Source organism: Coprococcus sp. OM06-34AC, from assembly GCF_003462545.1.
GTDB lineage: Bacteria > Bacillota > Clostridia > Lachnospirales > Lachnospiraceae > Coprococcus > Coprococcus aceti.
This window is the reverse complement of the sequence record NZ_QTZF01000001.1, coordinates 235,057-260,057: the sequence shown is the minus strand read 5'-3', so window position 1 is coordinate 260,057 and position 25,001 is coordinate 235,057. Positions and strand designations below refer to the sequence as shown.

Here is a 25,001-nt window from a genome sequence, read left to right as displayed (position 1 = left end):
TTTGTTGATCATTGGTTTCAGTGAAAGGAGACAATTATATATGGATTTTAGTAAAGCTTCTCTTGCAGAGCTGCGTCAGTTTACCAAGGATAATGGTATAAAAGGCTGCTCGGGAATGAAGAAGGCGGAGCTTGCGCAGTTCCTCATAAAATATGTGGAGGAGCATGTGACAGCGGTTTCAGTGGAAAATAAGAAAAATGTGTCAGAGCCTAAGACCGAGCATGTGGTCAGAGAGACAGCTGGAGACACAGAATACAGAAAAAACAGGATAGTACATCACTCTGAGGGCTCAAGAGATGATGATTCCAGGGAGAACAACGGACAGAGACGTATGAGAAGAATGGCTACATATCAGGATCGCAGCCAGAATCAGGAGAGATACCAGGATAGAGGTCAGAATCAGGACAGAAACCAGGAAAGGTATCAGGACAGAGTCCAGTCAAATCAGGCGGCACAGAACGTGAACGAGTATCTGCCGGAGCTCGACAGTGGAAGACAGGCTCACGGAATACTTGAGGTCATGCCTGAGGGATATGGCTTCATAAGAAGTGCAAACTATCTTCCGGGAGATCAGGATATATATGTGTCACCGGCACAGATCAGAAGATTTGGTCTCAAGACAGGAGATATAGTCACAGGTAATATAAGAAACAAGACACAGGGAGAAAAGTTCAGTGCCCTTTTATATGTGGCAAGCGTGAACGATGAGGATCCTGCGGTCATAGCGGCCCGCAAGAGCTTTGAGGAGATGACCCCTATCTTCCCTAATGAGAGGATAGAGCTTGACGGAGACGGTGCTCCTATCCCTATCAGGATGATCAATCTTCTTGCCCCTATAGGTAAGGGACAGAGAGGCATGATCGTTTCACCACCTAAGACAGGAAAGACGACTCTTCTCAAGCAGATCGCAAAGCAGATCAGCAGAAGATATGAGGATATGCACCTGCTCGTCCTTCTCATAGATGAGAGACCTGAGGAGGTAACAGACATAAGAGAGTCCATAGAGGGCCCTAATGTGGAGGTTATCTATTCAACATTTGATGAGCTTCCAGAGCATCATAAGAGAGTGTCAGAGATGGTCATTGAGAGAGCAAAGAGACTTGTGGAGTCCAAGAAGGATGTCGTGATCCTGCTCGACAGTATCACACGTCTGGCAAGAGCGTATAACCTCACGGTCGCTCCTAGCGGAAGAACTCTGTCAGGTGGTCTTGATCCTGCAGCGCTTCACATGCCAAAGAGATTCTTTGGTGCCGCCAGAAACATGCGTGAGGGAGGAAGCCTTACGATCCTTGCCACAGCGCTGGTCGACACGGGCAGCAAGATGGATGACGTTGTATTTGAGGAGTTCAAGGGAACCGGTAACATGGAGCTTGTGCTTGACAGAAAGCTCTCAGAGAAGAGGATATTCCCTGCCATAGATATAGCAAAATCCGGCACCAGAAGAGATGATCTTCTTCTCAACAAGGAAGAGCAGGAGGTTGTCACAGCCATTCACAAGGAGCTCATGGGAAGTAAATCAGAGGATATTCTTGAGGATGTCAGAAAGCTGTTTGTTCGTACCAGAAACAACAAAGAATTTATCCACTATGTAAAGCAGTCACTTCTCAGAAAATAACAGCAGGATTGTTGAGATGATTTTGTCAAAAAAATCAAAAAACTGCTTGCATTGTACTGGTCACTATGTTAGAATACAGAAGTTGTGTTATGAAGAACCCTGGCTTTATGCCTGTTCTCATATATAAATATATATGTAAAGAGGTGAAAAAGAATGCGTAAAGGAATACATCCAGATTACTATCAGGCAAAGGTTGTATGTAACTGTGGTAACGAGTTCGTTACAGGATCAACAAAGGAAGAGATTCACGTAGAAATTTGCTCAAAGTGTCATTCATTCTACACAGGTCAGCAGAAGGCAATCAAAGCACGTGGTAGAATTGATATGTTTAATAAGAAGTATGGCGTTCAGGCCAACTAATAAAAACGTTGATAGCTTGAGGTTATTTTACAATAATCTCAAGCTGTTTTTTTATTATCCAGTTAAATATACCGATAGGAGATTGGCGTGAAGAGAGTAAGAATAGGCGGTCAGGCTGTCATGGAAGGTGTCATGATGAAAAATGGCGACAGATATGCGGTGGCAGTCAGAAAACCGGATAAAGATATAGAAGTGAAAGTTGTGGATTATGTGTCCATGGCATCGAGAAGTGTATTTTTCAGAGTTCCTATAATCAGGGGAGTTGTCAATTTCGTGGAATCCCTCGTGATAGGAGTGAAGACCCTCACATACTCAGCATCGTTTTACGATGACGAGGAGCCTGAGAAGGCGGAGAAAGAGAAAAAAGAAAAGAAAAAAGAGAGGACACCTGAGCAGCAGAAAAGAGCGGACGATGCGGCGATGATAGGTACAGTGTTATTTTCACTTGTATTTGCCATCGCGTTATTCATGATGCTTCCTGCATTTATCGGGGAACTCATAGACAAGGTTATAGATAACAGGATTATCATGTCTGCCATAGAGGGAGTTATAAGACTTGGAATATTCCTGGGATATGTGGCACTTATATCGCTTATGAAGGATATACAGAGAGTGTTCATGTACCATGGGGCAGAGCACAAGACGATCAACTGTTTTGAGGCTGGGGTGCCACTGACTCCGGAGAACGTGAAGAAGTATTCAAGATATCATAAGAGATGCGGAACAAGCTTTCTGTTCATCGTAATGATAATAAGCATAATTGTTTTCATGTTTATAAGCGCAGATACGGCATGGCTCAGACTTGTCATAAGACTGCTGCTGGTTCCGGTAATCGCCGGTATATCATACGAATTTATAATGTTTGCTGGCAAGAGTGATTCAAAGCTTGCAAATGCGCTGTCAGTTCCGGGAATGTGGGTTCAGAGACTCACCACAAGGGAGCCGGATCTTGACATGATAGCAGTTGCGATAAAGTCCGTGGAGGCAGTTATAGACTGGGAGGCATACCAGGACGCCATGCACAAGGGCGAGATAGAAGATTAAAGGATTTCGATAGAGATGAAGCTGTGTGAACTTTTGAGAATGGGACGGGACAGGCTGGAGAAAAGTGATGTTCCTGATGCGGATATAGACGCTGATATATTGTGGCAGTACCTGTCGGGTATGAACCGTATGGATATGATCATGGCCAGAGAAGATGACGTGGATGATGATAAATCGGAAGCCTACATGAAGCTCATAGAAAAGAGGAGCACAAGGATTCCGCTTCAGTATATCACAGGTGAGCAGAATTTCATGGGATATGATTTTGATACCGCAGAAGATGTGCTCATTCCAAGGATGGATACAGAGACTCTTGTTGAGACGGCATTGAAGCTTGTAAAGGACGCTAACCATAACGTTGATGTTCTGGACATGTGCTGCGGTTCGGGCTGCATAGGAGTATCGTTTGGACTCTGGAATAAGAACAGCAGGATCGTACTTGCCGATGTATCTGAGGCAGCGATCGGTCTTGCAAGGAGAAATGTAGCAAAACTGTGTGCAGGGGATGATAGATTTGAAGTGGTCAGGACGGATCTCTTTGAGCAGATATCCGGGAAATATGACCTCATACTGTCGAATCCTCCATATATAAGAAGTGATGTCATAGAGACACTCATGCCGGAGGTCAGGGAGCATGAACCACATCTGGCACTTGACGGAACGGCGGATGGATTGTATTTTTATAGAATAATAGCCGATAAGGCGAGAGAATATATAAAGGATGAAGGATATGTTGTATTCGAGATTGGCAATGATCAGGCAGAAGATGTACAGTACCTCCTTGTAGATTCAGGTTATGACGATATACATGTTGTACAGGATCTGAGTGGTAATGACCGGGTGGTGTACGGCAGATATGACAGAGAAGATAACCGGTAGATTTAACGCTGCAGGAGACAGCGTGACAGAATGAATATAGAGAGGTATAGATATGTTTGACAGATTAGAAGAACTTGTAGATAAGCTTGATACGATAAATAATCAGCTCACCGATCCTGATGTTGTGTCAGATCAGAACAAATTCAGAAAGCTCATGAAGGAGCAGAGCGATCTCTCACCTATAGTTGAGAAGTACCATGAGTACAAGGATGCAAAGACTACCATAGAGGACAGTCTTGAGATTCTTGAGGAGGAGAGCGACGAGGAGCTCCGCGAGATGGCAAAGGAAGAGATGAATGAGGCAAAGGCGAATCTCGAGACCATAGAGCAGGAACTCAAGATTCTTCTGCTTCCAAAGGATCCTAACGATTCCAAGAACGTAATCGTGGAGATCCGCGCCGGTGCAGGCGGAGATGAGGCTGCTCTGTTCGCATATGAGGTGTACAGAATGTACCAGAAATATGTCGACCAGTTCAAGTGGAAGGTTGAACTTATGAGTGTCAACGAGAACGGTATCGGAGGATTCAAGGAGGCTGTGTTCATGATCACCGGAGACGGTGCGTACTCCAAGATGAAGTACGAGAGTGGTGTACACAGAGTACAGCGTATACCTAAGACAGAGTCAGGCGGAAGAATCCATACATCGACCATAACAGTTGCGGTTATGCCTGAGGCTGAGGAAGTTGATGTAGAGATAAATGAGAATGATATAAGGATAGATGTAATGCGAGCATCCGGAAACGGTGGACAGTGTGTCAATACAACCGATTCGGCAGTACGTCTTACACATATACCTACAGGAATAGTGATCTACAGCCAGACAGAGAAATCACAGCTCCAGAACAAGGCAAAGGCATTTGCCCTTCTGAGATCAAAGCTGTACGACATGGAGCTCCAGAAGCAGCATGACGCAGAGGCTGCGGACAGAAGAAGCCAGATAGGAACAGGAGACAGATCAGAGAAGATCAGAACATACAATTTCCCTGAGGGAAGAGTTACAGATCACAGGATCAAGCTCACATTATACAAGCTTGACCAGATCATGAACGGAGATCTGAATGAACTTATAGACAGTCTTATAGCGGCTGACCAGACAGCAAAGCTGGCACAGGTGAATGAGGAGGAATAATATGGCAGCGTGGAGTGACAATATAAGAAAAGTAGAACCTTATGTTCCGGGTGAACAGCCTAAGGATACAGATGTGATAAAGTTAAATACGAATGAGAATCCGTACGGCCCGTCACAGAGAGTGAAGAATGCAATGATGGATATTGATACACTCAGATTATATCCGGATCCAACAGCATCGGCACTTGTCGATGTGCTTGCAGAGTATCACGGAGTTGATCCTTCACAGGTATTTGTGGGAGTGGGTTCGGATGATGTGCTTGCCATGTCGTTTCTTACATTTTTCAACTCTGACAAACCAATATTGTTCCCTGACATTACATATTCCTTCTATGATGTGTGGGCAGAGCTTTTCAGTATCCCTTACGAGAGACCGGCACTTGACGAAAACTTCAGGCTGGTGAAGGAGAGTTACTACAGAGAGAACGGGGGAATCGTATTCCCTAATCCAAATGCCCCTACAGGAATATACGAGGACATAAAGAATGTGGAGGATATAGTCAGCCACAACAAAGATTCGATAGTCATAGTAGACGAGGCGTATATAGATTTCGGCGGCGAGTCGGCACTTGGTCTTATAGACAAATATGACAATCTTGTGGTTGTAAGAACGTTCTCAAAGTCGAGATCCATGGCGGGACTCAGGATAGGATATGCAATAAGCAACCCGGTTCTGATAAAGGCCCTCAATGACGTAAAGTATTCATACAACTCATATACAATGAACAGACCATCACTGGTAATGGGAACAGAGTCAGTTAAGGACGATGAGTATTTTAAGGAGACTGTTTCAAAGGTGGTCGCCACGAGAGAGAGATTCGTGGAAGCTATAAAGCCACTTGATTTTACATGTCTTCCTTCGTCTGCAAACTTTGTATTTGCAACGCATAAGGATATTCCGGCAAAGGAGATATTCCAGGCTGCGAAGGATGCCCATATATATGTCAGATATTTTGACAAACCACGTATAGACAATTATCTGAGGATATCCATTGGTACGGATGAAGAGATGGATAAATTCACAGAGTTCCTTACAAATTATATACAGGAGAGATAATAAACAGACCGCTGTGCCAAAGGCATGGCGGTTTTTTCTTGATATGGCGGCAACAACTGTGCCAGGATTCCACTATAAAGCGCAGGATTCCACTATAAAGCGCACCAAAACTATTGAATTTGGCAGAGTTTTTCTATAGAATTCACCCATGAAATATTTCAGGAAAAAATATCGGGACGTTTCGTTTGATTTTGTTTGTAAAAGGAGAATTGAATGAATTTTGATGAATTTATAGCCAGAGTAGTGGATGAAATGAGAAGCAGACTTCTCAGACAGGGAGATGGATCAGACATCCGGGTCAATAAGGTTTTGAAGAATAATGGGGTGGAGCTCACTGCGATGAATGTGTGCAAGAGCTCTGAAGAGGTGTGTCCTACGATATATCTTGATCCGTTTTACAGGGATTATGAGCAGGGGATGGATTTTGATGTTGTCATGGAAGATATATGCAGGCTCAGAGAGGCGAACTGCAGGTGCAGGAAGCTTGATATACGCGATGTGGTGGATGAGACGAAGGTTATGGACAACATAATAGTGCGGCTTGTCAACAGGGAGCGAAATAGCCGGCTGCTTGAGAGTGCACCATTTATAGAGTTTAATGATCTTGCGATAACTTTCAGAAGGGTGCTGAGTCTGGATAACGACGGCCTGGCAACCACGATAGTCAACAATAATGATGTGAAGAGGTGGAGAGTCAGTCTGGATACATTGTATAAGAATGCACTTAAGAACACCCAGAGAATGTTTCCGTGTGTAAGGCAGAACCTTTTTGATGCGCTGAAGGGCAGATATGAAGGGATAGATTTCGATGACGACTGTGACAATGTGGACGAACTGTACATGTTGTCAAACACGCACGGTATCAATGGGGCCACGGCCGTACTGTATGATGGAATGCTTGAGGAGTGTGCGAATATGGTGGGTGATGACATATATATCCTGCCATCCAGTGTGCATGAGCTGCTGTTTATCAGGGCAAGTGCGGATTACACAGAGGATTATTACAAGGATCTCATAAGAGAGGCGAACAAGGTAACAGTGCCTGCCATGGATTATCTGTCTGACAGTCTGTATATGTACAGCAGGGAAAAAGGAAAACTCTTGATAGTCTAAAATGTTGACAAAATATATCCCATGACATAGAATAAAACCAGTGTTCTAAGGGCAAAAATTATGTTTAATGGGAGGAACAGACATTGGAGGATAGTTATATTTCGTGCAGAGATAAAATTGTCGCTTCAGCTATCGAACTAATTGGAGATTTGGGATTACATGCTCTTACACCGAAGAACCTTGCACGAAAGCAGAATATATCTGATACGCTGATATATAAGTATTTTGGGGGTATAGATGAGGTACTTATAGCGGTTGTGAACGAATATGCGGCATTTGATGTCAATATCCAGAGGACTGTTGAGAGACTTGACGGGACATACCTGGATAAGATCAAGTATTATGCAGATACATATGCAACATATTATGATAACTATATTGGTATGGGTGCGATAATGCTGCATTATGAAGAATTGCTTCACATGTCAGAGACGAGAGAGATCATCTCTGAGTGTATGTTGAAGCGTAATGATTTTGTGTGCACATTATTTCAGAGTGCGATTGACAGCAAGGAGATACGAGCGGTTTTCTCACCGAAGGAACTTACGCTCATGTTCAACGGAATTTTTACAGAGGGATTGCTTGAACGGAGAAACCAATACTCAAGGAAGAGTTTCAGGGTTGAGATCAAGGAGATGCTCAGTCATCTTGAGAAAGTACTTAGGTTGTAAAATTAGGGAGGAATTGTCATGAAGATATTAATAGCTGAGGATGATGTTGCAAATGCAAAATTTTTATCCAAGTATTTGAGTAAGTTTGGTGATGTGGTCATAACACCTGATGGAATCGCAGCGGTTGATGAATTTGTAAATGCTCTTGAGAAGGGCGAACTGTTCGAGCTAGTGTGTCTTGATATCATGATGCCAAAGATAGATGGGTATAAAGTTCTGGCATCCATAAGAAGTGCAGAGAGAAAGCACGGAGTGTCAAGGATGCTCAGATCGAAGGTCATAATGACCAGCGCACTTGACGAGGCAAGCTTTGACAGCAATCTCGCCAGCGATGATTATGATGATTACATATGTAAGCCGATTGATATCATGAAGTTTAATGACATGCTGAAGAAACTGGACATTATCAAGTAGATGATATGATATTGATACATGCGAAGCCCGTTATTGTAAGATATCGGGCTTCGAAGTGTCTTATGACACTGAATATTAGATGGCAGGGACATAAAGATGGATTTATTTGAGTATATGAGGGAGAATTTCTCGGAAGATGATTCTCCTCTGGCAAAAAGAATGAGACCGACCAGCCTTGATGACGTGGTTGGCCAGGAACATATTATAGGCAAGGACAAGCTTCTGTACAGGGCGATAAAAGCGGATAAGATAAGTTCGCTTATATTTTATGGCCCTCCGGGAACCGGCAAGACTACGCTTGCCATGGTCATAGCCAATACAACCAAGGCGGAGTTCAGACAGCTCAACGCCACAACGGCGGGCAAGAAGGACATGGAAAAGGTTGTGGAAGAGGCGAAGAATACCAAGGCTATGTATGGCAGACGGACTATACTGTTCATCGATGAGATCCACAGATTCAACAAGTCACAGCAGGATTATCTCCTGCCATTTGTTGAGGATGGAACGGTGGTGCTCATAGGAGCGACCACGGAGAATCCTTATTTTGAGGTTAACGGAGCTCTCATATCCAGATCTCATATATTTCAGCTCAATCCATTGTCCAGGGAGGACATCAAGAAGCTCATCCACAAGGCAGTGTACTCAGAAAATGGCATGGGTGCATTTGATGCAGACATTGATGAGGATGCCGAGGACTTCCTTGCAGACATGGCGTCGGGAGATGCGAGAAGTGCGTTAAATGCCATAGAGCTCGGAGTTCTGTCGACGGAGAGAAGCGAGGATGGCAGGATACACATAACGCTTGAAGTGGCGGAGGAATGTATCCAGAAGAGAGCTATAAGATATGACAAGGACGGAGATAATCATTATGATATAATATCCGCATTTATAAAGAGCATGCGTGGATCAGATCCTGATGCGGCAATATTCTACCTTGCAAAGATGCTTTACGGAGGTGAGGATATAAAGTTTATTGCCAGAAGGATCATGATATGTGCCAGTGAGGATGTGGGCAATGCTGATCCGAATGCTATCGTGGTGGCGTCGGCATGTGCACAGGCTGTGGAGAGAGTCGGAATGCCTGAGGCACAGATAATACTTGCCCATGCGGCTTCCTACGTTGCGTGTGCACCGAAGAGCAATTCTGTGGTGAATGCGATATTTGCGGCTATGGATGCGGTAAAGCATGAGGACACGGGTCAGGTTCCGGTGTATCTCAGAGATGCACATTACGGCGGTGCAGCAAAGCTTGGACACTCAGGATACAAATACGCTCATGATTATCCGAATAATTACGTTGAACAGCAGTATCTTCCTGATAAGATTGCAGGCAGGGTATTCTATGAGCCGTCGGACAATGGTTATGAGAGAGATATCAAGGCGTATTTTGATAAGATAAAGAAGAGAGATTGATATGGATATATTGAAGAGAATTGGAGCTATAGTGCTTGTACTTGTGCTCATCGGAATGTATGTTGCGACATTTATAATGGGAATAACCGGAAGTGATAATCTGATGGGTATGATATTCCTTGATGTGGTCATTCCTGTTGTGTGCTGGGGAATATGGCTCATCGCCAGGGTGCTCAGACGCAAGGGCGAAGATATGAGAGATCAGAACAAGTAGAACAGTACAAATATGTTGAAAAAAATTACATAATTTGATATACTCTTTAAAGTTCAAAAAAATACTTAAGAGGTAGATGAAATGAGTTTATTAAAAGAATGGCGTGATTACGCATACGGATTAGATGACAGAACACCTGAGGGAAAGGAATTCTGGGTTAGTTATTTCCAGGCAGAGAAGGGCGTATATGAGCAGCTTCTTGCTAATCCTCTTGCAGACCCTGTACATGGAACTGTAAAAGAGCTTGCTGAGAAGTACGGACTCACTATTCAGTATATGATCGGATTCCTCGACGGAATAGATGACAGTCTTGCAGAATCAAACAATCTTGATGATGTGACAGAGGACTCAGAGGTTAAGCTTCCTATAGATTATGAGAAGCTTTATATGAACATGGTTGAGTGCAATGCAGAGTGGCTCTACACTCTTCCTCAGTGGGATGGAATATTCTCCAAGGCAAAGAGAGACGAGCTCTACAAGATACAGAAGTCATCTAAGACTATCATCAAGGCACCAAAGGTTGGAAGAAACGATCCATGTCCATGTGGAAGCGGACTTAAGTACAAGAAGTGCTGCGGTAAGTAATGATATATATCATGCTGATATAACTGGCAGATATGAGAAGGCGGTTAAAGGGTAAACTTTTGACCGCCTTTTATATTTGCGTGAAAGGATATACAGATGGAATTTAATGAATCCCAGAAGAGAGCGGTGAGACACTGCGATGGGCCGATGCTGCTGCTAGCGGGGCCTGGTTCAGGTAAGACTACGGTCATCACCCACAGGATAAAATACATTACAGAAGAACATGGTGTGAGACCTGACAATATTCTGGTCATAACCTTCACGAAGGCTGCGGCAAATGAGATGAAGGGGCGGTTTCAGGAGCTGTGTCCGGGCGTCCGCGGGGTAACCTTTGGCACGTTTCACTCTGTATTTTTCTGGATGCTCAGAAATGCATATAATTACACAGCGGCGAATATCGTCACGGATTCAGAAAAGTATGGAGTCATAAGGGACAGCATAGACAGGCACGGCTTTAGGTATGACAGTCAGGAGGATTTTGCCAAGAATGTTGTCGGGGAGATAGGCAATGTCAAGAGCGGGAGAGTGAGTCTTGAGAACTATGAGAGCACAACGATGAAGCCTGAGGATTTCCGAGTTGTGTACGATGAGTATGAGAATTTCCTGAGAAGATGCGGGAAGATAGATTTTGACGATATGCTGGTGTTCACATATGAGCTATTGTCGGAGAGACCAGACATACTTAAGATGTGGCAGAACAAGTTTCGGTACATACTCATAGATGAGTTCCAGGATATAAATATGATCCAGTATGACATTGTGAAGCTGCTGGCCGGAGAGGACCAGAACGTATTTGCCGTGGGTGACGATGATCAGTCGGTGTATGGCTTCAGGGGGGCTGCTCCGGCTATAATGAAGAAGTTCCCGGGGGATTTCCATGGTACGGTCATAGAATACCTGAATGTCAATTACCGCTGCAGCTACGATATAGTTGAGTGCTCGAAGCGGATAATACAGAACAACCGGGACAGATATGAGAAGCAGCTCAGGTCGGCATTTGCCGCGGGACAGAGCGACAGAGTCCATATAGTTAAGACGGACAGCATGACGGAGCAGAATAAGAAGATTATAGACAGGATAGCAGAGCTTAACCGGGCTGGTATTCCATACCGTGAAATGGCGATCATATTCAGGACGAATACCGAGCCGAGGGCGCTGGCTTCAAAGCTCATGGAAAATGGCATACCATTTTTGATGAAGGATAACATACCAAATATCTTCACGCACTTCCTAGCTGAGAACATATTTGACTATATAAGGCTTGCAAGGGGCAGCAGGGACAGGAGAACGGTCCTCAGGATCATCAATAAGCCGAACAGGTATATAAGCAGGGATGCATTTGATTCGCCGGTGGTGAACTTTGAGGAGCTGAGGCAGAATTATAAGGATAAGTATAGGATAGTCAACAACATAAATGTCCTTGAGAACGATCTGGAGAGGATAAGCAGACTTGCACCGTACGCGGCTGTGAATTATATAAGGAAAGCGGTTGGACTGGATGCGTATGTGAGGGAATATGCTGAGTACAGGGGCGTGAGTGAGGATGATTATATTGATATCCTGGAGGAGATACAGGACAGTGCAAAAGACTTCCTGAGCTTCGACGGCTGGATGGAGTATATAGACGAATACACAAAACAGCTCAGAGAGCAGAGCAGGCAGGGCAGTGTGGCGGGTGATACAGTCACACTTTCGACTATGCACTGTTCAAAGGGACTTGAGTATTCATATGTATTCATAATGGATGCTGTTGAGGACATAACGCCTCATAAGAAATCGGTTGGAGATGGAAATATAGAGGAGGAACGCAGGTTGTTCTATGTGGCAGTCACGAGGGCTAAGTATGGACTGTATGTGTATGTTCCCCAGAAAATGTATGGAAGAAAAGCGGTGACCTCGAGATTTGTCCAGGAAATGCTTGTGGACAGGTCTCTGATAAAAACAGGAAACACCATAATCCACAAGCGGTATGGACGCGGAGTCATCACATATGTAGATGACAGAAAGCTGTGTGTCCACTTCGATGATATACATGAAACAAAGACGCTCAGCCTTGAATACACGATAAATAACGAGCTTATAGAAAACGCATAGATGTACGGATATTATTCCTCGTCATCTGAATTGAATTCCAGATCGTCCAGGATCTCGTCGAGGGCGTCAGCGACATCGTTGAACTCAGCCTCGTCGGTGATCTCGTCGAGGGTGACATCGTCTCCCTGCTCGCTGTATCTGTACACGATGATATCGGCATCCTCGTCATCTGCAGGAAGCAGAGCGGCATAAGAGATGTCATTTACCTCGAATTTGGCAATGATCTCACATGTGCAGGATGTTCCATCCTCGTATGTTATATCGATCATCTCGATATCCATTTCGTCGGTTTCGTTATTGTTTATATCTGACATATAGGTATCCTCCTGATTGTTTTATTCAGTTTATTCTAGTAAATAATTGGTGCTATGTCCAGTACAATTATAAAATGAAATTATTGACAAAGCCTGCACCCGCACATATACTAGACACAAAAGGCGAAGAACAGGAATTGTAGTATTTAATACAATCAGAGTGGAACCGCGGAGATAATACTTCGTCTCTATATGCATATCATATGTATATTGGGACGAAGTTTTTTGTTTGCTTACAGATATATTATCGACCAATATAGAAAGGACATTATATTTATGAAGATTTTAAACACGCTCACAAGAAGAAAAGAAGAGTTTGTGCCTATCAACGAGGGTAAGGTGGGAATATATGTATGTGGTCCTACTGTATATGATTATATCCATATAGGAAATGCCAGACCAATGATAGTATTTGATACGCTCAGAAGATATCTGGAGTACAAGGGCTATGATGTCAATTATGTATCGAATTTTACTGATGTCGATGACAAGATCATAAAGCGTGCAAATGAGGAGGGGGTGGATGCCAGCGTTATATCAGAGAGATATATCGCAGAGGTCAAGAAGGATATGGCGGCTCTCAATGTGCGTGAGGCGACAACACATCCAAAGGCAACAGAAGAGATACCGGATATGATTGAGATGGTAAAGACTCTTATAGAGAAGGGATACGCTTACGAGGTGAATGGAACCGTATACTTCAGAACCAGAAAGTTCAAGGACTACGGCAAGCTGTCCAAGAAAAATATCGATGACCTCCGTTCAGGTAACAGAGACCTTCTTGTATCAGGTGTTGATGAGAAAGAGGATCCGCTTGATTTCGTTCTCTGGAAGCCAAAGAAGGAGGGCGAGCCATCATGGCCATCACCATGGGGCGATGGAAGACCAGGCTGGCATCTTGAGTGCTCGGTTATGTCCAAGAAATATATCGGAGATGTAATAGATATACATGCGGGTGGAGAGGATCTTATATTCCCACACCATGAGAACGAGATAGCACAGAGTGAGGCTGCAAATGGCACAGAGTTCGCAAGATACTGGATGCACAACGGCTTCCTCAAGATCAACAATGAGAAGATGTCCAAGTCACTTGGCAACTTCTTCACAGTCAGAGAGATAGCAGAGAAGTACCCTCTTCAGGTCATCAGATTCTTCATGCTGTCAGCCCATTATAGAAGTCCGCTCAACTTCTCAGCAGACCTTGTTGAGGCTTCAAAGAACGGCCTTGAGAGAATCCTTACAGCAGTTGACAGACTGAAGTCTATAAGCGGAACAGAAGGAGAAGTAGATAAGGCAGTTGCAGACGAGATGGATGCATTTGTGAAGAAATACGAGGCAGCCATGGATGACGACCTCAACACTGCAGATGCGATCTCAGTTATATTTGAGCTCGTAAAATATGCAAATGTAAATGTGACAGAGGATTCAACAAAGTCTACTGTGAAGCTTGTGCTCAATACAGTGACAAAGCTCTGCGACATACTTGGAATCATCACAGAGAAGAAGGAAGAGATACTTGATTCAGATATAGAGGCTCTTATTGAAGAGAGACAGGCTGCAAGAAGGGCAAAGAACTTTGCTAGGGCAGATGAGATCCGTGACCAGCTCAGTGATATGGGAATTATCCTTGAGGATACCAGAGAGGGCGTAAAATGGAAAAGAGCATAGACAGTTACTTTACTGAGATACTCGGGGTGACATACACTAATCCAAGGGAGTATTCACCGCTTTCACTTGCATATATAGGTGACAGCGTGTTTGATCTTCTCATAAAGACCCTTGCTGTCACAAAGGATAACAAGCAGGCATACAAATACCACAAAGAGGTGAGCCAGCTTGTGAAGGCGGAGGCTCAGGCGGGATATATAATGTATCTTCTGGACAACGGACTGCTCACAGAGGAGGAAGAGTGGATATACAAGAGAGGCAGGAACACCAAGACTCATTCAACAGCCAAGAATGCGACTGTGGGACAGTACCGAATGGCAACGGGCTTTGAGTGCCTTATAGGCTTTCTGTATCTTGATAAGCAGTATGACAGGATGTTTGAGATCACGAGGATCATACTGAACCATGATCCAGTTGAAACGGACAGGGCAGAACAGCAGCACAAGGATCCGGGCAAAGCAGCACAGGAAGATACAATAGAGGATACCTCAACACTTGAAAAGAGTACAGAGAGTACAGATGGAGAAAAAGATGCAGAATAGAGAATTTGAGAATAACATTAAGACAGAGAGCGATGAGGAAGCATTTGTCATAGAGGGAAGAAATGCAGTCCTCGAGGCTTTCAGATCAGGCAAGACCATAGATAAGCTGTATGTCCTTGACGGATGCAGGGATGGGATCGTGAACAGCATAGTCAGGGAGGCGAAGAAGCAGGATACAGTGATAAACTACCTCTCAAAGGAAAAGTTAAACCAGATGTCACAGGCTGGCAAGCATCAGGGAGTGATTGCACATGCAGCGGCATATAAGTACGCAGAGATAGAGGATATGTTTGCACTGGCTGAGAGCAGAGGAGAGGATCCATTTTTCTTCATACTTGATGAGATAGAGGATCCACACAATCTTGGTGCGATCATCAGAACAGCGAATCTCTGTGGTGCCCACGGTGTAATCATACCTAAGAGGCGTGCAGTCGGAATCACAGCTACAGTTGTAAAGGCATCAGCGGGAGCTATCAATTATACACCTGTTGCAAAGGTGACAAATATCAGCAAGACCATAGAGGAGCTGAAAGATAGAGGCATGTGGTTCGCCTGTGCGGATATGGACGGAGAACTCATGTACAAGTGTAACCTCACAGGTTCCCTTGGACTTGTCATAGGTAATGAGGGAAGCGGCGTCAGCAGACTGGTCAAGGAGAAGTGTGATTATGTCGTATCTGTTCCTATGAAGGGAGACATAGACTCACTCAACGCGTCAGTTGCTGCCGGAGTTCTGGCTTATGAGGTCGTAAGACAGAGGATGAACAAGTAAAGGTAGAGTATATGTATTCGGAATTATCAGATAATGAACTGCTGGAGCTTATAAATGAACAAAAGGATAACGATGCTATGGAGACACTTATCAAGCGCTATGGCCCAATGATAACGGGACAGAGCAGAAGCCTTTATATCATAGGTGCTGATGAGGAGGATCTTATACAGGAGGGCATGATCGGACTGGTCAAGGCTGTGAATAATTACAGACCTGACAAGGGCGCGACATTCAAGACCTTTGCGTTCATGTGCGTGAGAAGGCAGCTCATTACCGCGGTGAACAATTCAAACAACAAGAAAAACGGACCGTTGAACTACTATATATCGATCTATGGCGATGGCGGGGGAGATTACTCCAGCCCGCTTGATGAGATAGATTCGGGTGTCATAACTAATCCTGAGGATATCATGATGGCGAAGCTGCGTGAGTCAGATCTTATAAAGCTCATCGACAGTAAGCTTTCTAAGTTTGAGAAGCATGTTCTTGACGAATATCTAACAGGCGCTTCTTATGAAGTGATAGGGGAGAGACTCTGCAAACCGGCAAAATCCATAGACAATGCGGTTCAGAGGATCAGAGCTAAGCTCAGGGATGTGTAATTAGAATAATAAAATTTTAAGTTGTTTAATCAAAGACAGGAAGCGGCATAGTGCCGCTTCCTTTTTTGCAAAAAATTAGCTAATCATCGGATTAAGGAGTGGTGACATGAGAGCGGAGAGCAAAGCTAAAAAAGGTAACGATGTCATGAGTGAGTGGAATAAGAAGTGGGCTGATGGAATATATGAAGCTGAGACTGCGGGCGGAAAGTAAGTGATCCGGTCTGCGGTGGATAAAAATAAAGCCGCTCAGGGCGGCGTAAATACGGACAAAAAAATAAAAGCTACTAACGGGAGTCGGACCCGTGACCTCAACATTACCAATGTTGCGCTCTACCACCTGAGCTATAGTAGCTTGCTTTTCAAAAGCAATAATAACTATAACAAAATGGACATCAAAAATCAAGTAAAATATTTACATTTGTGCGAAAAATAATGACAAATCAAAAGATAATTGTGGTACAAGCAGTAAAAGTATGGTAAACTAACTGTAATCGTGTGCAAATTCGGTTGCAGACATTTAGAATTATCAAAAAAAGCGGGAGGCAGTTTGGAAATGGCTGAAGAGATGACAGGTAAGAATTTCATTGAACAGATAATTGAGAAAGATATCGCAGAGGGTAAGGTGCCGAAGATCGTTACCAGATTCCCACCAGAGCCAAATGGATATTTACATATAGGACATGCCAAGTCAATACTTTTGAATTACGGACTGGCACAGCAGTATGGCGGACAGTTTAATCTCAGATTTGACGATACCAACCCTACAAAGGAGAAGACAGAGTTCGTAGAGTCAATACTTGCAGATGTCAAGTGGCTGGGAGCAGACTTTGGAGACAGAGTGTTCTTTGCATCAAATTACTTTGACCAGATGTACGAGGCTGCCATAAAGCTCATCAAGAAGGGCAAGGCATATGTGTGTGACCTCACAGCAGATGAAATCAGAGAGTACAGAGGAACTCTCACTGAGCCGGGCAAGAACAGCCCATACAGAGACAGAAGCATAGAGGAGAATCTTGATCTATTCGAGAGAATGAAGAACGGTGAGTTCCCTGACGGAAGTAAGGTACTCCGTGCAAAGATAGATATGGCAAGCCCTAACATCAACATGAGAGATCCTATTATCTACAGAATAGCGAGAATGAACCACCACAACACAGGTGACAAGTGGTGCATTTACCCTATGTATGACTTTGCACATCCTATCGAGGATGCCATCGAGGGTGTTACACATTCTATATGTACACTTGAGTTTGAGGATCACAGACCTCTGTATGACTGGGTGGTTATGGAGCTCGGTTACAAGGATTCACCTGAGGGCACACCAAAGCAGATAGAGTTCGCAAAGCTTTACCTGACAAATGTCATAACAGGTAAGAGATACATCAAGAAGCTTGTCGAGGACGGAATAGTAGACGGATGGGATGACCCACGTCTTGTAAGTATTGCAGCCCTCAGAAGAAGAGGCTTCACACCATCAGCTATTAAGAAGTTCATGGAGCTGGTTGGAATATCCAAGAGCCAGTCGTCTGTTGATTACGCTATGCTTGAGTATTGCGTGAGAGACGATCTGAAGCTCACAGCCAAGAGATACATGGCAGTTGTTGATCCTGTAAAGCTTGTCATCGACAACTATCCTGAGGATCAGGTTGAGTACCTCGATGTCGAGAACAATCAGGAGAACGAGGAGCTCGGAAGCAGAAAGGTAGCATTCAGCAAGTATCTGTATATAGAGAGAGAGGACTTCATGGAGGAGCCTCCTAAGAAGTATTTCAGACTGTTCCCTGGCAACGAGGTTCGTCTTAAGAATGCATATTTCGTAAAGTGCGTGGGATTTGAGAAGGACGAGGACGGCAATGTCACAACAGTACATTGTACATATGACCCAGAGACAAGAAGCGGTTCAGGCTTTGAGGGACGCAAGGTCAAGGGAACCATTCACTGGGTATCGGCAGAGAGCGCAATAGATGCAGAGGTTCGTCTGTATGAGAATATCATCGATGAGGAGAAGGGGAAGCTCAACGACGATGGTACATTGAATCTCAATCCAAACTCACTTGTTATCAAACAGGGATGTAAGCTTGAGAAGGCATTTGAGGAGGCTCAGCCGGGAGAGGCATTCCAGTTCCTGAGAAATGGTTTCTTCTGTGTTGACTCAAAGGATTCTACAGCGGAGCATCCTGTATACAACAGGATCGTGTCACTCAAGAGTTCTTACAAGCCGGGCAAGTAATTACCGGGGATGCGTTTATAATTTATGATGTGGGGATTGGCGCTTATCCTGTGGGGGGATATGCGTACATCAAAATAGGTGATTGGAAACAAAAATATGAAAGATGAGAGTAAGAAGGTATACATACTTTTGTCAAAGACAAAAACAGTTCTTTCAAATCTCATAAAGCTTATGACCAGAGAGCCGTATTGTCACACATCTCTGGCACTGGACATAAGTCTTGATGAGATGTACAGTTTTGCAAGGAAAGGTGTATACAATCCATTTAACAGTGGATTTATCAGTGAGAACATAGAAAAGGGAATATTTGGAAAGCACAAGGGAACCAGATGCGCTGTGTATGAGCTGAAGGTCACGAGTAAGCAGTATGACAGGATACAGCAGGAGCTCGCCAGATTCAAGAAGCATCCGGACAGATACGGATATAACTTCATGGGTGTATTCAGCGTATTTTTCCATCTTGCGTATGAGAGGGAATACAATTTCTTCTGTTCACAGTTCGTGGCATCGGTGTTGAAAAATGCCGGTGTGGATATATTCCACAAGAAACCGGGACTTGTCAAGCCGGGGGATTTCAGAAGGTGCCCTGAGCTCAGACCGATATTTACCGGGCTTCTCACAGAATACAGAGCATATCTCCATGAGAGAATGAGACAGGCTCATGGCATAGAGAACACAGGCAGCAGGCCTGGCATGATAAAGCCGGCGCTTCCGGATGGTCTCATTGCATGGAGAGTCAGTTAAAATAAGCCGCTTTACAGATATGTAAGGCGGCTTTTATTTATTGTCATGTGTTTATTATTCTACAAATGTGTGGCCAATCTTGATGATCCCTCTCGGGAGGGCGTCCTTGGAATTCTTCCATGGCTCGTTCTTGTATCTGTAGTCAAACTTGTCTATGAACCAGCTCAGGTCACCATTGACACGTTCCATATTGTCAAAGTATACCTTGTTGAGGATTTCGATGAACTGCGCATACTGTTCCTTGCTCAGTTTGTTCTGGCCTGTCTTGTATAGTATTCCGTAGTGATATGTACAGAAGCCTTTGCTCGTAGCAAATTTGTCCCTGAACTCGGAATCTCTTTTCCACATATGGAAGATAGTGTCTACATAGCGTACGAACATGTCATCCATACGTCCACAAATGAAGCAGCTTTTCTCCATATTCTCTATATAATCGACAACAGGTGCATTGGGTGTGTTCTTGCCGAACAGACCGGCTTTGGCGGCGGGACCTTTGGCAGCCAGCGCCCTCATATCTTGTATAGTCTTATTCATATGGGTGTTCATCATGAGTGCCAGACCCAGACGATTCTTTTCCTGATAGAGCATTCTCAGATGATGACTGCAAAAACCAAGCTTGTCAGTCATGGCACGGTTGTCGTCCTCCATGTAGCTTGGCCCCATCGTATATTCAATTGCATTTCGTTCAAGATCCTTCTGCATCTGGCACATAGGGCATTCGCAGCCGCTGTCAAATGCATCGTTTACTGGTATAGTGTATATCTGTTCAGCCATAGATCCTCCTGTTTGTGATAGTGTCAGTTTTTGCCACACTGCTTATGTGACATTGAAAATAATATACAGGTATTATACAATAGCCTGGAGAAATTTATAAGACAAAAAGCACAATTATACAAATATGAAATGGCAGGTGTACGGAAGATGAATGTAAGTTGTGATGGCAATATAGTTACGGTAGACGGAGTGAAGGATTTCAGACTTTCTCAGATACTTGAGTGTGGTCAGTGCTTTCATTTTGACAAGCTTGATGATGAAGTGTATGAGGTCATAGCATTTGGCAGGGCTGTGAAGATGGAACAGTCAGGCGGCGTGCTCAGGATATATGGTTCATCCATGGAAGACTATGAAGGAATATGGCGCCCTTATCTGGATATGGACAATGATTACGGCCTCATCAAGGAGAGTGTCATAAAGGCGGACAGCGCACTTCAGACGGCTGTGAATGAGAAGGATGGAATACGAATACTCAATCAGGACTTCTTTGAGACGCTTATATCATTTATCATATCCCAGAACAAGAATATCCCTCAGATAAAACAGTGTGTAAAAAATATATCGCATAGATTTGGTGATGAGGTCATAGGATATAATGGCGAGGCATTTTATGTGTTTCCTGATGTAGACAGACTTCATGAGGTCACAGAGGATGAGCTCAGGGAGTGCAAGGTCGGATTCCGTGCTCCATACATAATGAATGCGACGGAGGCGGTGTACTCGGGAAATGTCACAAAGGAGAAGCTTGATGCACTTGACATAGAACATGCAAGGGAACTTCTCATGACGATCAAGGGAGTAGGGGAGAAGGTTGCAAACTGTGTCCTGCTCTTTGGACTTGGAAGACGTGAGGCTTTCCCTGTGGATGTGTGGATGAAGAGGATCATGGAGAGCATGTACTTTGATGGCAAGGACACAAAAAAGCCGGAGATAGAGGCATTTGCCGTGAAAAAGTTCGGAAATCTCGGGGGATATGCGCAGCAGTATCTGTTTGACTATGCAAGAACGAATCTTTTTAAGTGATATGTATTACGGTAGATGACAGACATATTTTTATATATTTTTTAGAAAATAAGGGTTGATTTTTTTATAGAAATGGATAGAATATAAAACAGTGTTAGCACTCACATAAATTGAGTGCTAAAAACAAGAATCAGAAATATAATAAAAATAAATCAGGAGGTATATATCATGAAGTTAAGACCACTTGGAGACAGAGTAGTATTAAAGCAGTCAGTAGCAGAGGAGACAACAAAGTCAGGAATCGTATTACCAGGCCAGGCAAAGGAGAAGCCACAGTATGCAGAGGTTGTAGAGGTTGGCCCTGGAGCAGTTGTTGATGGCAAGCTGGTTCCTATGGACGTTAAGGTTGGAGATACAGTTATATATCAGAAGTTCGCTGGTTCAGAGGTTAAGCTTGACGACGAAGAGTACATAGTTATCAAGCAGGACAGCATCCTTGCAATCGTTGAGAAGTAAAAGCCATATATCCAGACAGCGTGAGCTGCGGGAGACATATGCGGATGATATATGGATAATATATGTAATATAACATGGAGGTAGATAGAAATGGCAAAGGAAATTAAGTACGGTGCTGAGGCTAGAAAGGCACTTGAGGCAGGAGTTAATCAGTTAGCAGATACAGTAAGAGTTACACTTGGACCTAAAGGAAGAAACGTTGTACTTGCAAAGTCATACGGTTCACCACTCATCACAAATGATGGTGTTACAATAGCAAAGGACATAGAGCTTGAGGATGCATTTGAGAACATGGGTGCTCAGATCGTCAAGGAAGTTGCAACAAAGACAAACGATGTTGCAGGTGATGGTACTACAACAGCTACAGTTCTTGCACAGGCTATGATCAATGAAGGAATGAAGAATCTGGCAGCAGGTGCTAATCCTATCGTTCTCAGAAAGGGAATGAAGAAGGCTTGCGACAAGGCAGTTGAGGCTATTCTTGATATGAGTGAGACTATCAGCGGAAAGGATCAGATCGCAAGAGTTGCATCTATCTCAGCTGGTGACGATGAGGTTGGACAGATGGTTGCCGACGCTATGGAGAAAGTGTCAAAGGATGGAGTCATCACAATCGAAGAGTCAAAGTCAATGAAGACAGAGCTCGACCTTGTAGAAGGTATGCAGTTCGACAGAGGTTATATTTCAGCTTACATGGCAACAGATATGGAGAAGATGGTTGCAGAGCTTGATAACCCATATATACTTATTACAGATAAGAAGATCTCAAATATTCAGGAGATCCTTCCACTTCTTGAGCAGATCGTTCAGAGCGGTTCAAAGCTACTGATCATCGCTGAGGATATCGAGGGCGAGGCTCTCACAACACTTATCGTCAACAAGCTGCGTGGTACATTCCAGGTAGTAGCTGTAAAGGCTCCTGGTTATGGCGACAGAAGAAAAGAGATGCTTCAGGATATCGCTATTCTTACAGGCGGTAAGGTTATATCTGAGGAGCTTGGATACGAGCTCAAGGATGCTACTCTTGATGACCTTGGCCGTGCAAAGAGCGCTAAGATCACAAAGGAGAACACAGTTATCGTTGACGGCATGGGCGCTAAGGAAGATATCGCAGGCCGTGTAAATGTCATCAAGGCTCAGCTTGAGGAGACAACATCAGAGTTCGACAAGGAGAAGCTTCAGGAGAGACTTGCAAAGCTTGCCGGTGGTGTTGCAGTTATCAGAGTTGGTGCAGCTACAGAGACAGAGATGAAGGAAGCTAAGCTCCGTATGGAGGATGCCCTCAATGCCACAAGAGCAGCAGTTGAAGAGGGAATCATCTCAGGTGGTGGTTCAGCATACATCCACGCTGCAAAGAAGGTTGCAGAGCTTGTAAAGAATCTTGAGGGTGACGAGAAGACAGGTGCTAAGGTGGTTCTCAAGGCTATGGAGGCTCCACTGTTCCACATCGCAGCAAATGCAGGACTTGAGGGATCAGTCATCATCAACAAGATCAAAGAGTCTGAGGTTGGTGTCGGATTTGATGCGTACAATGAGACATATGTCAACATGATCGAGGCAGGAATCATCGATCCTGTTAAGGTTACAAGAAGTGCACTTCAGAATGCTACATCAGTTGCTTCAACAATGCTTACAACAGAGTCAGTTGTAGCTGATATCAAGGAAGATACTCCAGCAATGCCGGCAGGCGGAGCAGGAATGGGCGGCGGAATGGGCTTCTAAGGAATAGAGTCTGACACGATTTCGCAGTAAAATGCAATGACTAAAATAAAAAAGATCACATCATCCGTAACCGGGTGGTGTGTTTCTTTTTTATACAGGTTAATTGACACTAATCGGCATGTGTGAGATAATCAAAACAGATATTTTTCGACTAAGGGAAAGTATGGGCTACAAAAAAGTTATAAAAGAAAGGCAGGAAGAGATGGGAGAAGATAACAACAGCTTTGGTGGCTATCAGCCAACAGAAGACAACGGACAGGTGGGACAGCAGAATCCATATGAAGGTGCGCCTCAGTATGGACAGAACGATCAGAACTATGGTCAGCCAGGTGGCCAGTATGGACAGAATTATGGTCAGCCGGGTGGACAGTATGATCAGAATTATGGCCAGCCGAATGGACAGTACGATCAGAACTATGGGCAGTACGGCCAGCCAAATGGACAGTATGGCCAGGGCTATGGACAGCCGGGAGATCCATACGGACAGAATTATGCGAATCAGAATCTGAACATGGGTGGGGGCCCTGCATATCCACAGAACAACATGCCACAGGAGAGCAAGGGTGTATCCATAGCATCTATGGTGCTTGGTATTTTCTCACTTACATTTGGATGTTGTATCACATATGTGGGAATTGCCACAGCCATTGCGGGACTGATAACAGGTATCATAAGTCTTAAGGATAAGAAGCCTGGCAAGGGAATGGCTATCGCAGGAATTATAATGAGCGCAATAGCACTTGTGTTCCTGGTGTTCTGTATTATCCTGGTTCTTACATCGGACACATATCAGGATATGGTGGATGAAATACTCAGACAGATACAGTCAGGAAGCTATTAAGAAAAGTCGTACATCTGAATACAGATAAGGACTGGAGAGGTCGCCGGATTTCAGGCGGCCTCTTGTCATGTGTGTCAAGCTGATAATATTTGAACGTTTAATACTGTGTGGGTGATTGAATCTAAAGGCCTGTTAGTGTTATTATTATGAGAGTGCGAAGATATCAGTATGGAGGATATGTAATTATGGAGAATGATTATATTATTGGAGATACAGACATCAAGCGTCTTATCGTGAAGGCGTTGGAGGCAAGAGAGAGGGCATATGCCAGGTATTCACAGTTTAAGGTCGGAGCAGCACTCCTGGCAGGTCGTGAGAATTATTCGGATGAAGCGGAATGTGTTGGCGGAGAATCGGACAACAACGATAAAAACGCGAACGGATACAGGGTATTTACAGGCTGTAATATAGAGAACTCCTCATACGGTGCAACCATATGCGCAGAGCGCGCGGCGGTGTGCAATGCAGTGAGCAGTGGCTATAAAGATTTCAAAGCGATTGCTATTGTCGGCGGCCTGAATAGTACAGGGATAAACGGAATAACATATCCATGTGGGATATGCAGACAGGTGCTCTCAGAATTTTCTGCGGATATGTATGTTATCGCAGCACGATCAGAGGATGATTACGACATGAGAAGATTGTCAGAGTTTCTACCAGCTTCATTTGGTGCCGGACAGATGGAATAATGAAGTACGCTGATGTGTGCATGTCATCACGCAAAT

26 protein-coding genes and 1 tRNA gene are annotated in these 25,001 nt (G+C 44.1%); 24 read left to right on the top strand and 3 right to left on the bottom strand.

Annotation, left to right across the window (positions count from 1 at the left end):
- Nucleotides 1–40 precede the first annotated feature (40 nt).
- The 13 genes from rho (at nucleotide 41) to DXB91_RS01075 (ending at nucleotide 12,588) form a co-directional block, all read left to right on the top strand.
- On the top strand, nucleotides 41–1,615 hold the full coding sequence (gene rho, locus DXB91_RS01135) for a transcription termination factor Rho (RefSeq protein ID WP_117548818.1): 1,575 nt from the start codon (nucleotides 41–43) through the stop codon (nucleotides 1,613–1,615).
- Nucleotides 1,616–1,768: 153 nt separating this feature from the next.
- Nucleotides 1,769–1,975: a 50S ribosomal protein L31 gene (rpmE, locus tag DXB91_RS01130; RefSeq protein ID WP_004853176.1), complete on the top strand. Its 207-nt coding sequence runs from the start codon at nucleotides 1,769–1,771 to the stop codon at nucleotides 1,973–1,975.
- An 87-nt stretch (nucleotides 1,976–2,062) separates the two neighbouring features.
- A complete protein-coding gene (locus DXB91_RS01125) occupies nucleotides 2,063–3,019 on the top strand; it encodes a DUF1385 domain-containing protein (RefSeq protein ID WP_022216026.1) in 957 nt (318 codons plus the stop codon).
- 15 nt (nucleotides 3,020–3,034) lie between these two features.
- Complete coding sequence (gene prmC / locus DXB91_RS01120) at nucleotides 3,035–3,898, top strand: peptide chain release factor N(5)-glutamine methyltransferase (protein WP_118016626.1); 864 nt, start codon at nucleotides 3,035–3,037, stop codon at nucleotides 3,896–3,898.
- Between the two features lie 52 nt (nucleotides 3,899–3,950).
- Entirely contained in the window at nucleotides 3,951–5,027 is a 1,077-nt protein-coding gene (gene prfA, locus DXB91_RS01115) for a peptide chain release factor 1 (protein ID WP_015534158.1), read from the top strand.
- Between the two features lies 1 nt (nucleotide 5,028).
- Complete coding sequence (hisC, locus tag DXB91_RS01110; protein ID WP_118016625.1) at nucleotides 5,029–6,084, top strand: histidinol-phosphate transaminase; 1,056 nt, start codon at nucleotides 5,029–5,031, stop codon at nucleotides 6,082–6,084.
- Nucleotides 6,085–6,297: 213 nt separating this feature from the next.
- Nucleotides 6,298–7,197, top strand: a complete 900-nt coding sequence (locus DXB91_RS01105) for a DUF5688 family protein (RefSeq protein ID WP_117548820.1) — start codon at nucleotides 6,298–6,300, stop codon at nucleotides 7,195–7,197.
- 83 nt (nucleotides 7,198–7,280) lie between these two features.
- A complete protein-coding gene (locus tag DXB91_RS01100; protein WP_117548821.1) occupies nucleotides 7,281–7,868 on the top strand; it encodes a TetR/AcrR family transcriptional regulator in 588 nt (195 codons plus the stop codon).
- 18 nt (nucleotides 7,869–7,886) lie between these two features.
- On the top strand, nucleotides 7,887–8,282 hold the full coding sequence (locus DXB91_RS01095; protein ID WP_015534155.1) for a response regulator: 396 nt from the start codon (nucleotides 7,887–7,889) through the stop codon (nucleotides 8,280–8,282).
- Between the two features lie 96 nt (nucleotides 8,283–8,378).
- A complete protein-coding gene (locus DXB91_RS01090) occupies nucleotides 8,379–9,695 on the top strand; it encodes a replication-associated recombination protein A (RefSeq protein ID WP_118016624.1) in 1,317 nt (438 codons plus the stop codon).
- Nucleotide 9,696: 1 nt separating this feature from the next.
- Nucleotides 9,697–9,909 carry a hypothetical protein gene (locus DXB91_RS01085; RefSeq protein WP_015534154.1) on the top strand — a complete coding sequence of 71 codons (213 nt, stop codon included), beginning with the start codon at nucleotides 9,697–9,699 and terminating at the stop codon, nucleotides 9,907–9,909.
- Between the two features lie 81 nt (nucleotides 9,910–9,990).
- Complete coding sequence (locus DXB91_RS01080; RefSeq protein ID WP_055144187.1) at nucleotides 9,991–10,494, top strand: SEC-C metal-binding domain-containing protein; 504 nt, start codon at nucleotides 9,991–9,993, stop codon at nucleotides 10,492–10,494.
- Between the two features lie 96 nt (nucleotides 10,495–10,590).
- Nucleotides 10,591–12,588 carry an ATP-dependent helicase gene (locus DXB91_RS01075; protein ID WP_118016623.1) on the top strand — a complete coding sequence of 666 codons (1,998 nt, stop codon included), beginning with the start codon at nucleotides 10,591–10,593 and terminating at the stop codon, nucleotides 12,586–12,588.
- 11 nt (nucleotides 12,589–12,599) lie between these two features.
- Here the strand turns inward: DXB91_RS01075 and DXB91_RS01070 are convergent, their stop codons facing one another.
- Nucleotides 12,600–12,902 (bottom strand): DUF1292 domain-containing protein, encoded by a 303-nt coding sequence (locus DXB91_RS01070; protein ID WP_015534151.1) that lies wholly within the window; start codon nucleotides 12,900–12,902, stop codon nucleotides 12,600–12,602.
- A gap of 276 nt (nucleotides 12,903–13,178) precedes the next feature.
- Between DXB91_RS01070 and cysS the strand changes: the two genes are divergently transcribed.
- Genes cysS through DXB91_RS01050 form a run of 4 tightly spaced genes read left to right on the top strand, consistent with a single transcriptional unit; the run spans nucleotide 13,179 to nucleotide 16,486 of the window.
- Nucleotides 13,179–14,570 (top strand): cysteine--tRNA ligase, encoded by a 1,392-nt coding sequence (gene cysS / locus DXB91_RS01065; RefSeq protein ID WP_118016622.1) that lies wholly within the window; start codon nucleotides 13,179–13,181, stop codon nucleotides 14,568–14,570.
- Nucleotides 14,555–15,112 carry a Mini-ribonuclease 3 gene (locus DXB91_RS01060; RefSeq protein WP_015534149.1) on the top strand — a complete coding sequence of 186 codons (558 nt, stop codon included), beginning with the start codon at nucleotides 14,555–14,557 and terminating at the stop codon, nucleotides 15,110–15,112. Before cysS ends, DXB91_RS01060 begins: the two co-directional genes overlap by 16 nt.
- On the top strand, nucleotides 15,102–15,884 hold the full coding sequence (rlmB, locus tag DXB91_RS01055; RefSeq protein WP_015534148.1) for a 23S rRNA (guanosine(2251)-2'-O)-methyltransferase RlmB: 783 nt from the start codon (nucleotides 15,102–15,104) through the stop codon (nucleotides 15,882–15,884). Before DXB91_RS01060 ends, rlmB begins: the two co-directional genes overlap by 11 nt.
- Nucleotides 15,885–15,895: 11 nt before the next feature.
- A complete protein-coding gene (locus tag DXB91_RS01050; RefSeq protein WP_117548824.1) occupies nucleotides 15,896–16,486 on the top strand; it encodes a sigma-70 family RNA polymerase sigma factor in 591 nt (196 codons plus the stop codon).
- A gap of 279 nt (nucleotides 16,487–16,765) precedes the next feature.
- Here DXB91_RS01050 and DXB91_RS01045 read toward each other — a convergent pair.
- A tRNA-Thr gene (locus DXB91_RS01045) sits at nucleotides 16,766–16,838 on the bottom strand.
- 201 nt (nucleotides 16,839–17,039) lie between these two features.
- On the opposite strand from DXB91_RS01045, the gene DXB91_RS01040 reads away from it, so the two are divergent.
- Nucleotides 17,040–18,716 carry a glutamine--tRNA ligase/YqeY domain fusion protein gene (locus DXB91_RS01040; RefSeq protein ID WP_055144198.1) on the top strand — a complete coding sequence of 559 codons (1,677 nt, stop codon included), beginning with the start codon at nucleotides 17,040–17,042 and terminating at the stop codon, nucleotides 18,714–18,716.
- A gap of 96 nt (nucleotides 18,717–18,812) precedes the next feature.
- On the top strand, nucleotides 18,813–19,460 hold the full coding sequence (locus DXB91_RS01035) for a hypothetical protein (RefSeq protein ID WP_118016621.1): 648 nt from the start codon (nucleotides 18,813–18,815) through the stop codon (nucleotides 19,458–19,460).
- 54 nt (nucleotides 19,461–19,514) lie between these two features.
- On the opposite strand, the gene DXB91_RS01030 is transcribed toward DXB91_RS01035, so the two are convergent.
- Nucleotides 19,515–20,234 carry a DUF6062 family protein gene (locus DXB91_RS01030; protein WP_015534143.1) on the bottom strand — a complete coding sequence of 240 codons (720 nt, stop codon included), beginning with the start codon at nucleotides 20,232–20,234 and terminating at the stop codon, nucleotides 19,515–19,517.
- Between the two features lie 147 nt (nucleotides 20,235–20,381).
- Here DXB91_RS01030 and DXB91_RS01025 point away from each other — a divergent pair, with 147 nt between their 5' ends.
- From DXB91_RS01025 to DXB91_RS01005, 5 genes are all read left to right on the top strand, one after another.
- Nucleotides 20,382–21,257 (top strand): DNA-3-methyladenine glycosylase family protein, encoded by an 876-nt coding sequence (locus DXB91_RS01025; RefSeq protein ID WP_118016620.1) that lies wholly within the window; start codon nucleotides 20,382–20,384, stop codon nucleotides 21,255–21,257.
- 168 nt (nucleotides 21,258–21,425) lie between these two features.
- Nucleotides 21,426–21,713, top strand: a complete 288-nt coding sequence (locus DXB91_RS01020; RefSeq protein WP_118016619.1) for a co-chaperone GroES — start codon at nucleotides 21,426–21,428, stop codon at nucleotides 21,711–21,713.
- Between the two features lie 90 nt (nucleotides 21,714–21,803).
- On the top strand, nucleotides 21,804–23,435 hold the full coding sequence (gene groL, locus DXB91_RS01015) for a chaperonin GroEL (protein WP_117548828.1): 1,632 nt from the start codon (nucleotides 21,804–21,806) through the stop codon (nucleotides 23,433–23,435).
- Nucleotides 23,436–23,598: 163 nt separating this feature from the next.
- Nucleotides 23,599–24,276, top strand: a complete 678-nt coding sequence (locus tag DXB91_RS14525; protein WP_270227137.1) for a DUF4190 domain-containing protein — start codon at nucleotides 23,599–23,601, stop codon at nucleotides 24,274–24,276.
- 185 nt (nucleotides 24,277–24,461) lie between these two features.
- Entirely contained in the window at nucleotides 24,462–24,965 is a 504-nt protein-coding gene (locus DXB91_RS01005; RefSeq protein ID WP_118016618.1) for a cytidine deaminase, read from the top strand.
- The last annotated feature ends 36 nt before the right edge of the window (nucleotides 24,966–25,001 follow it).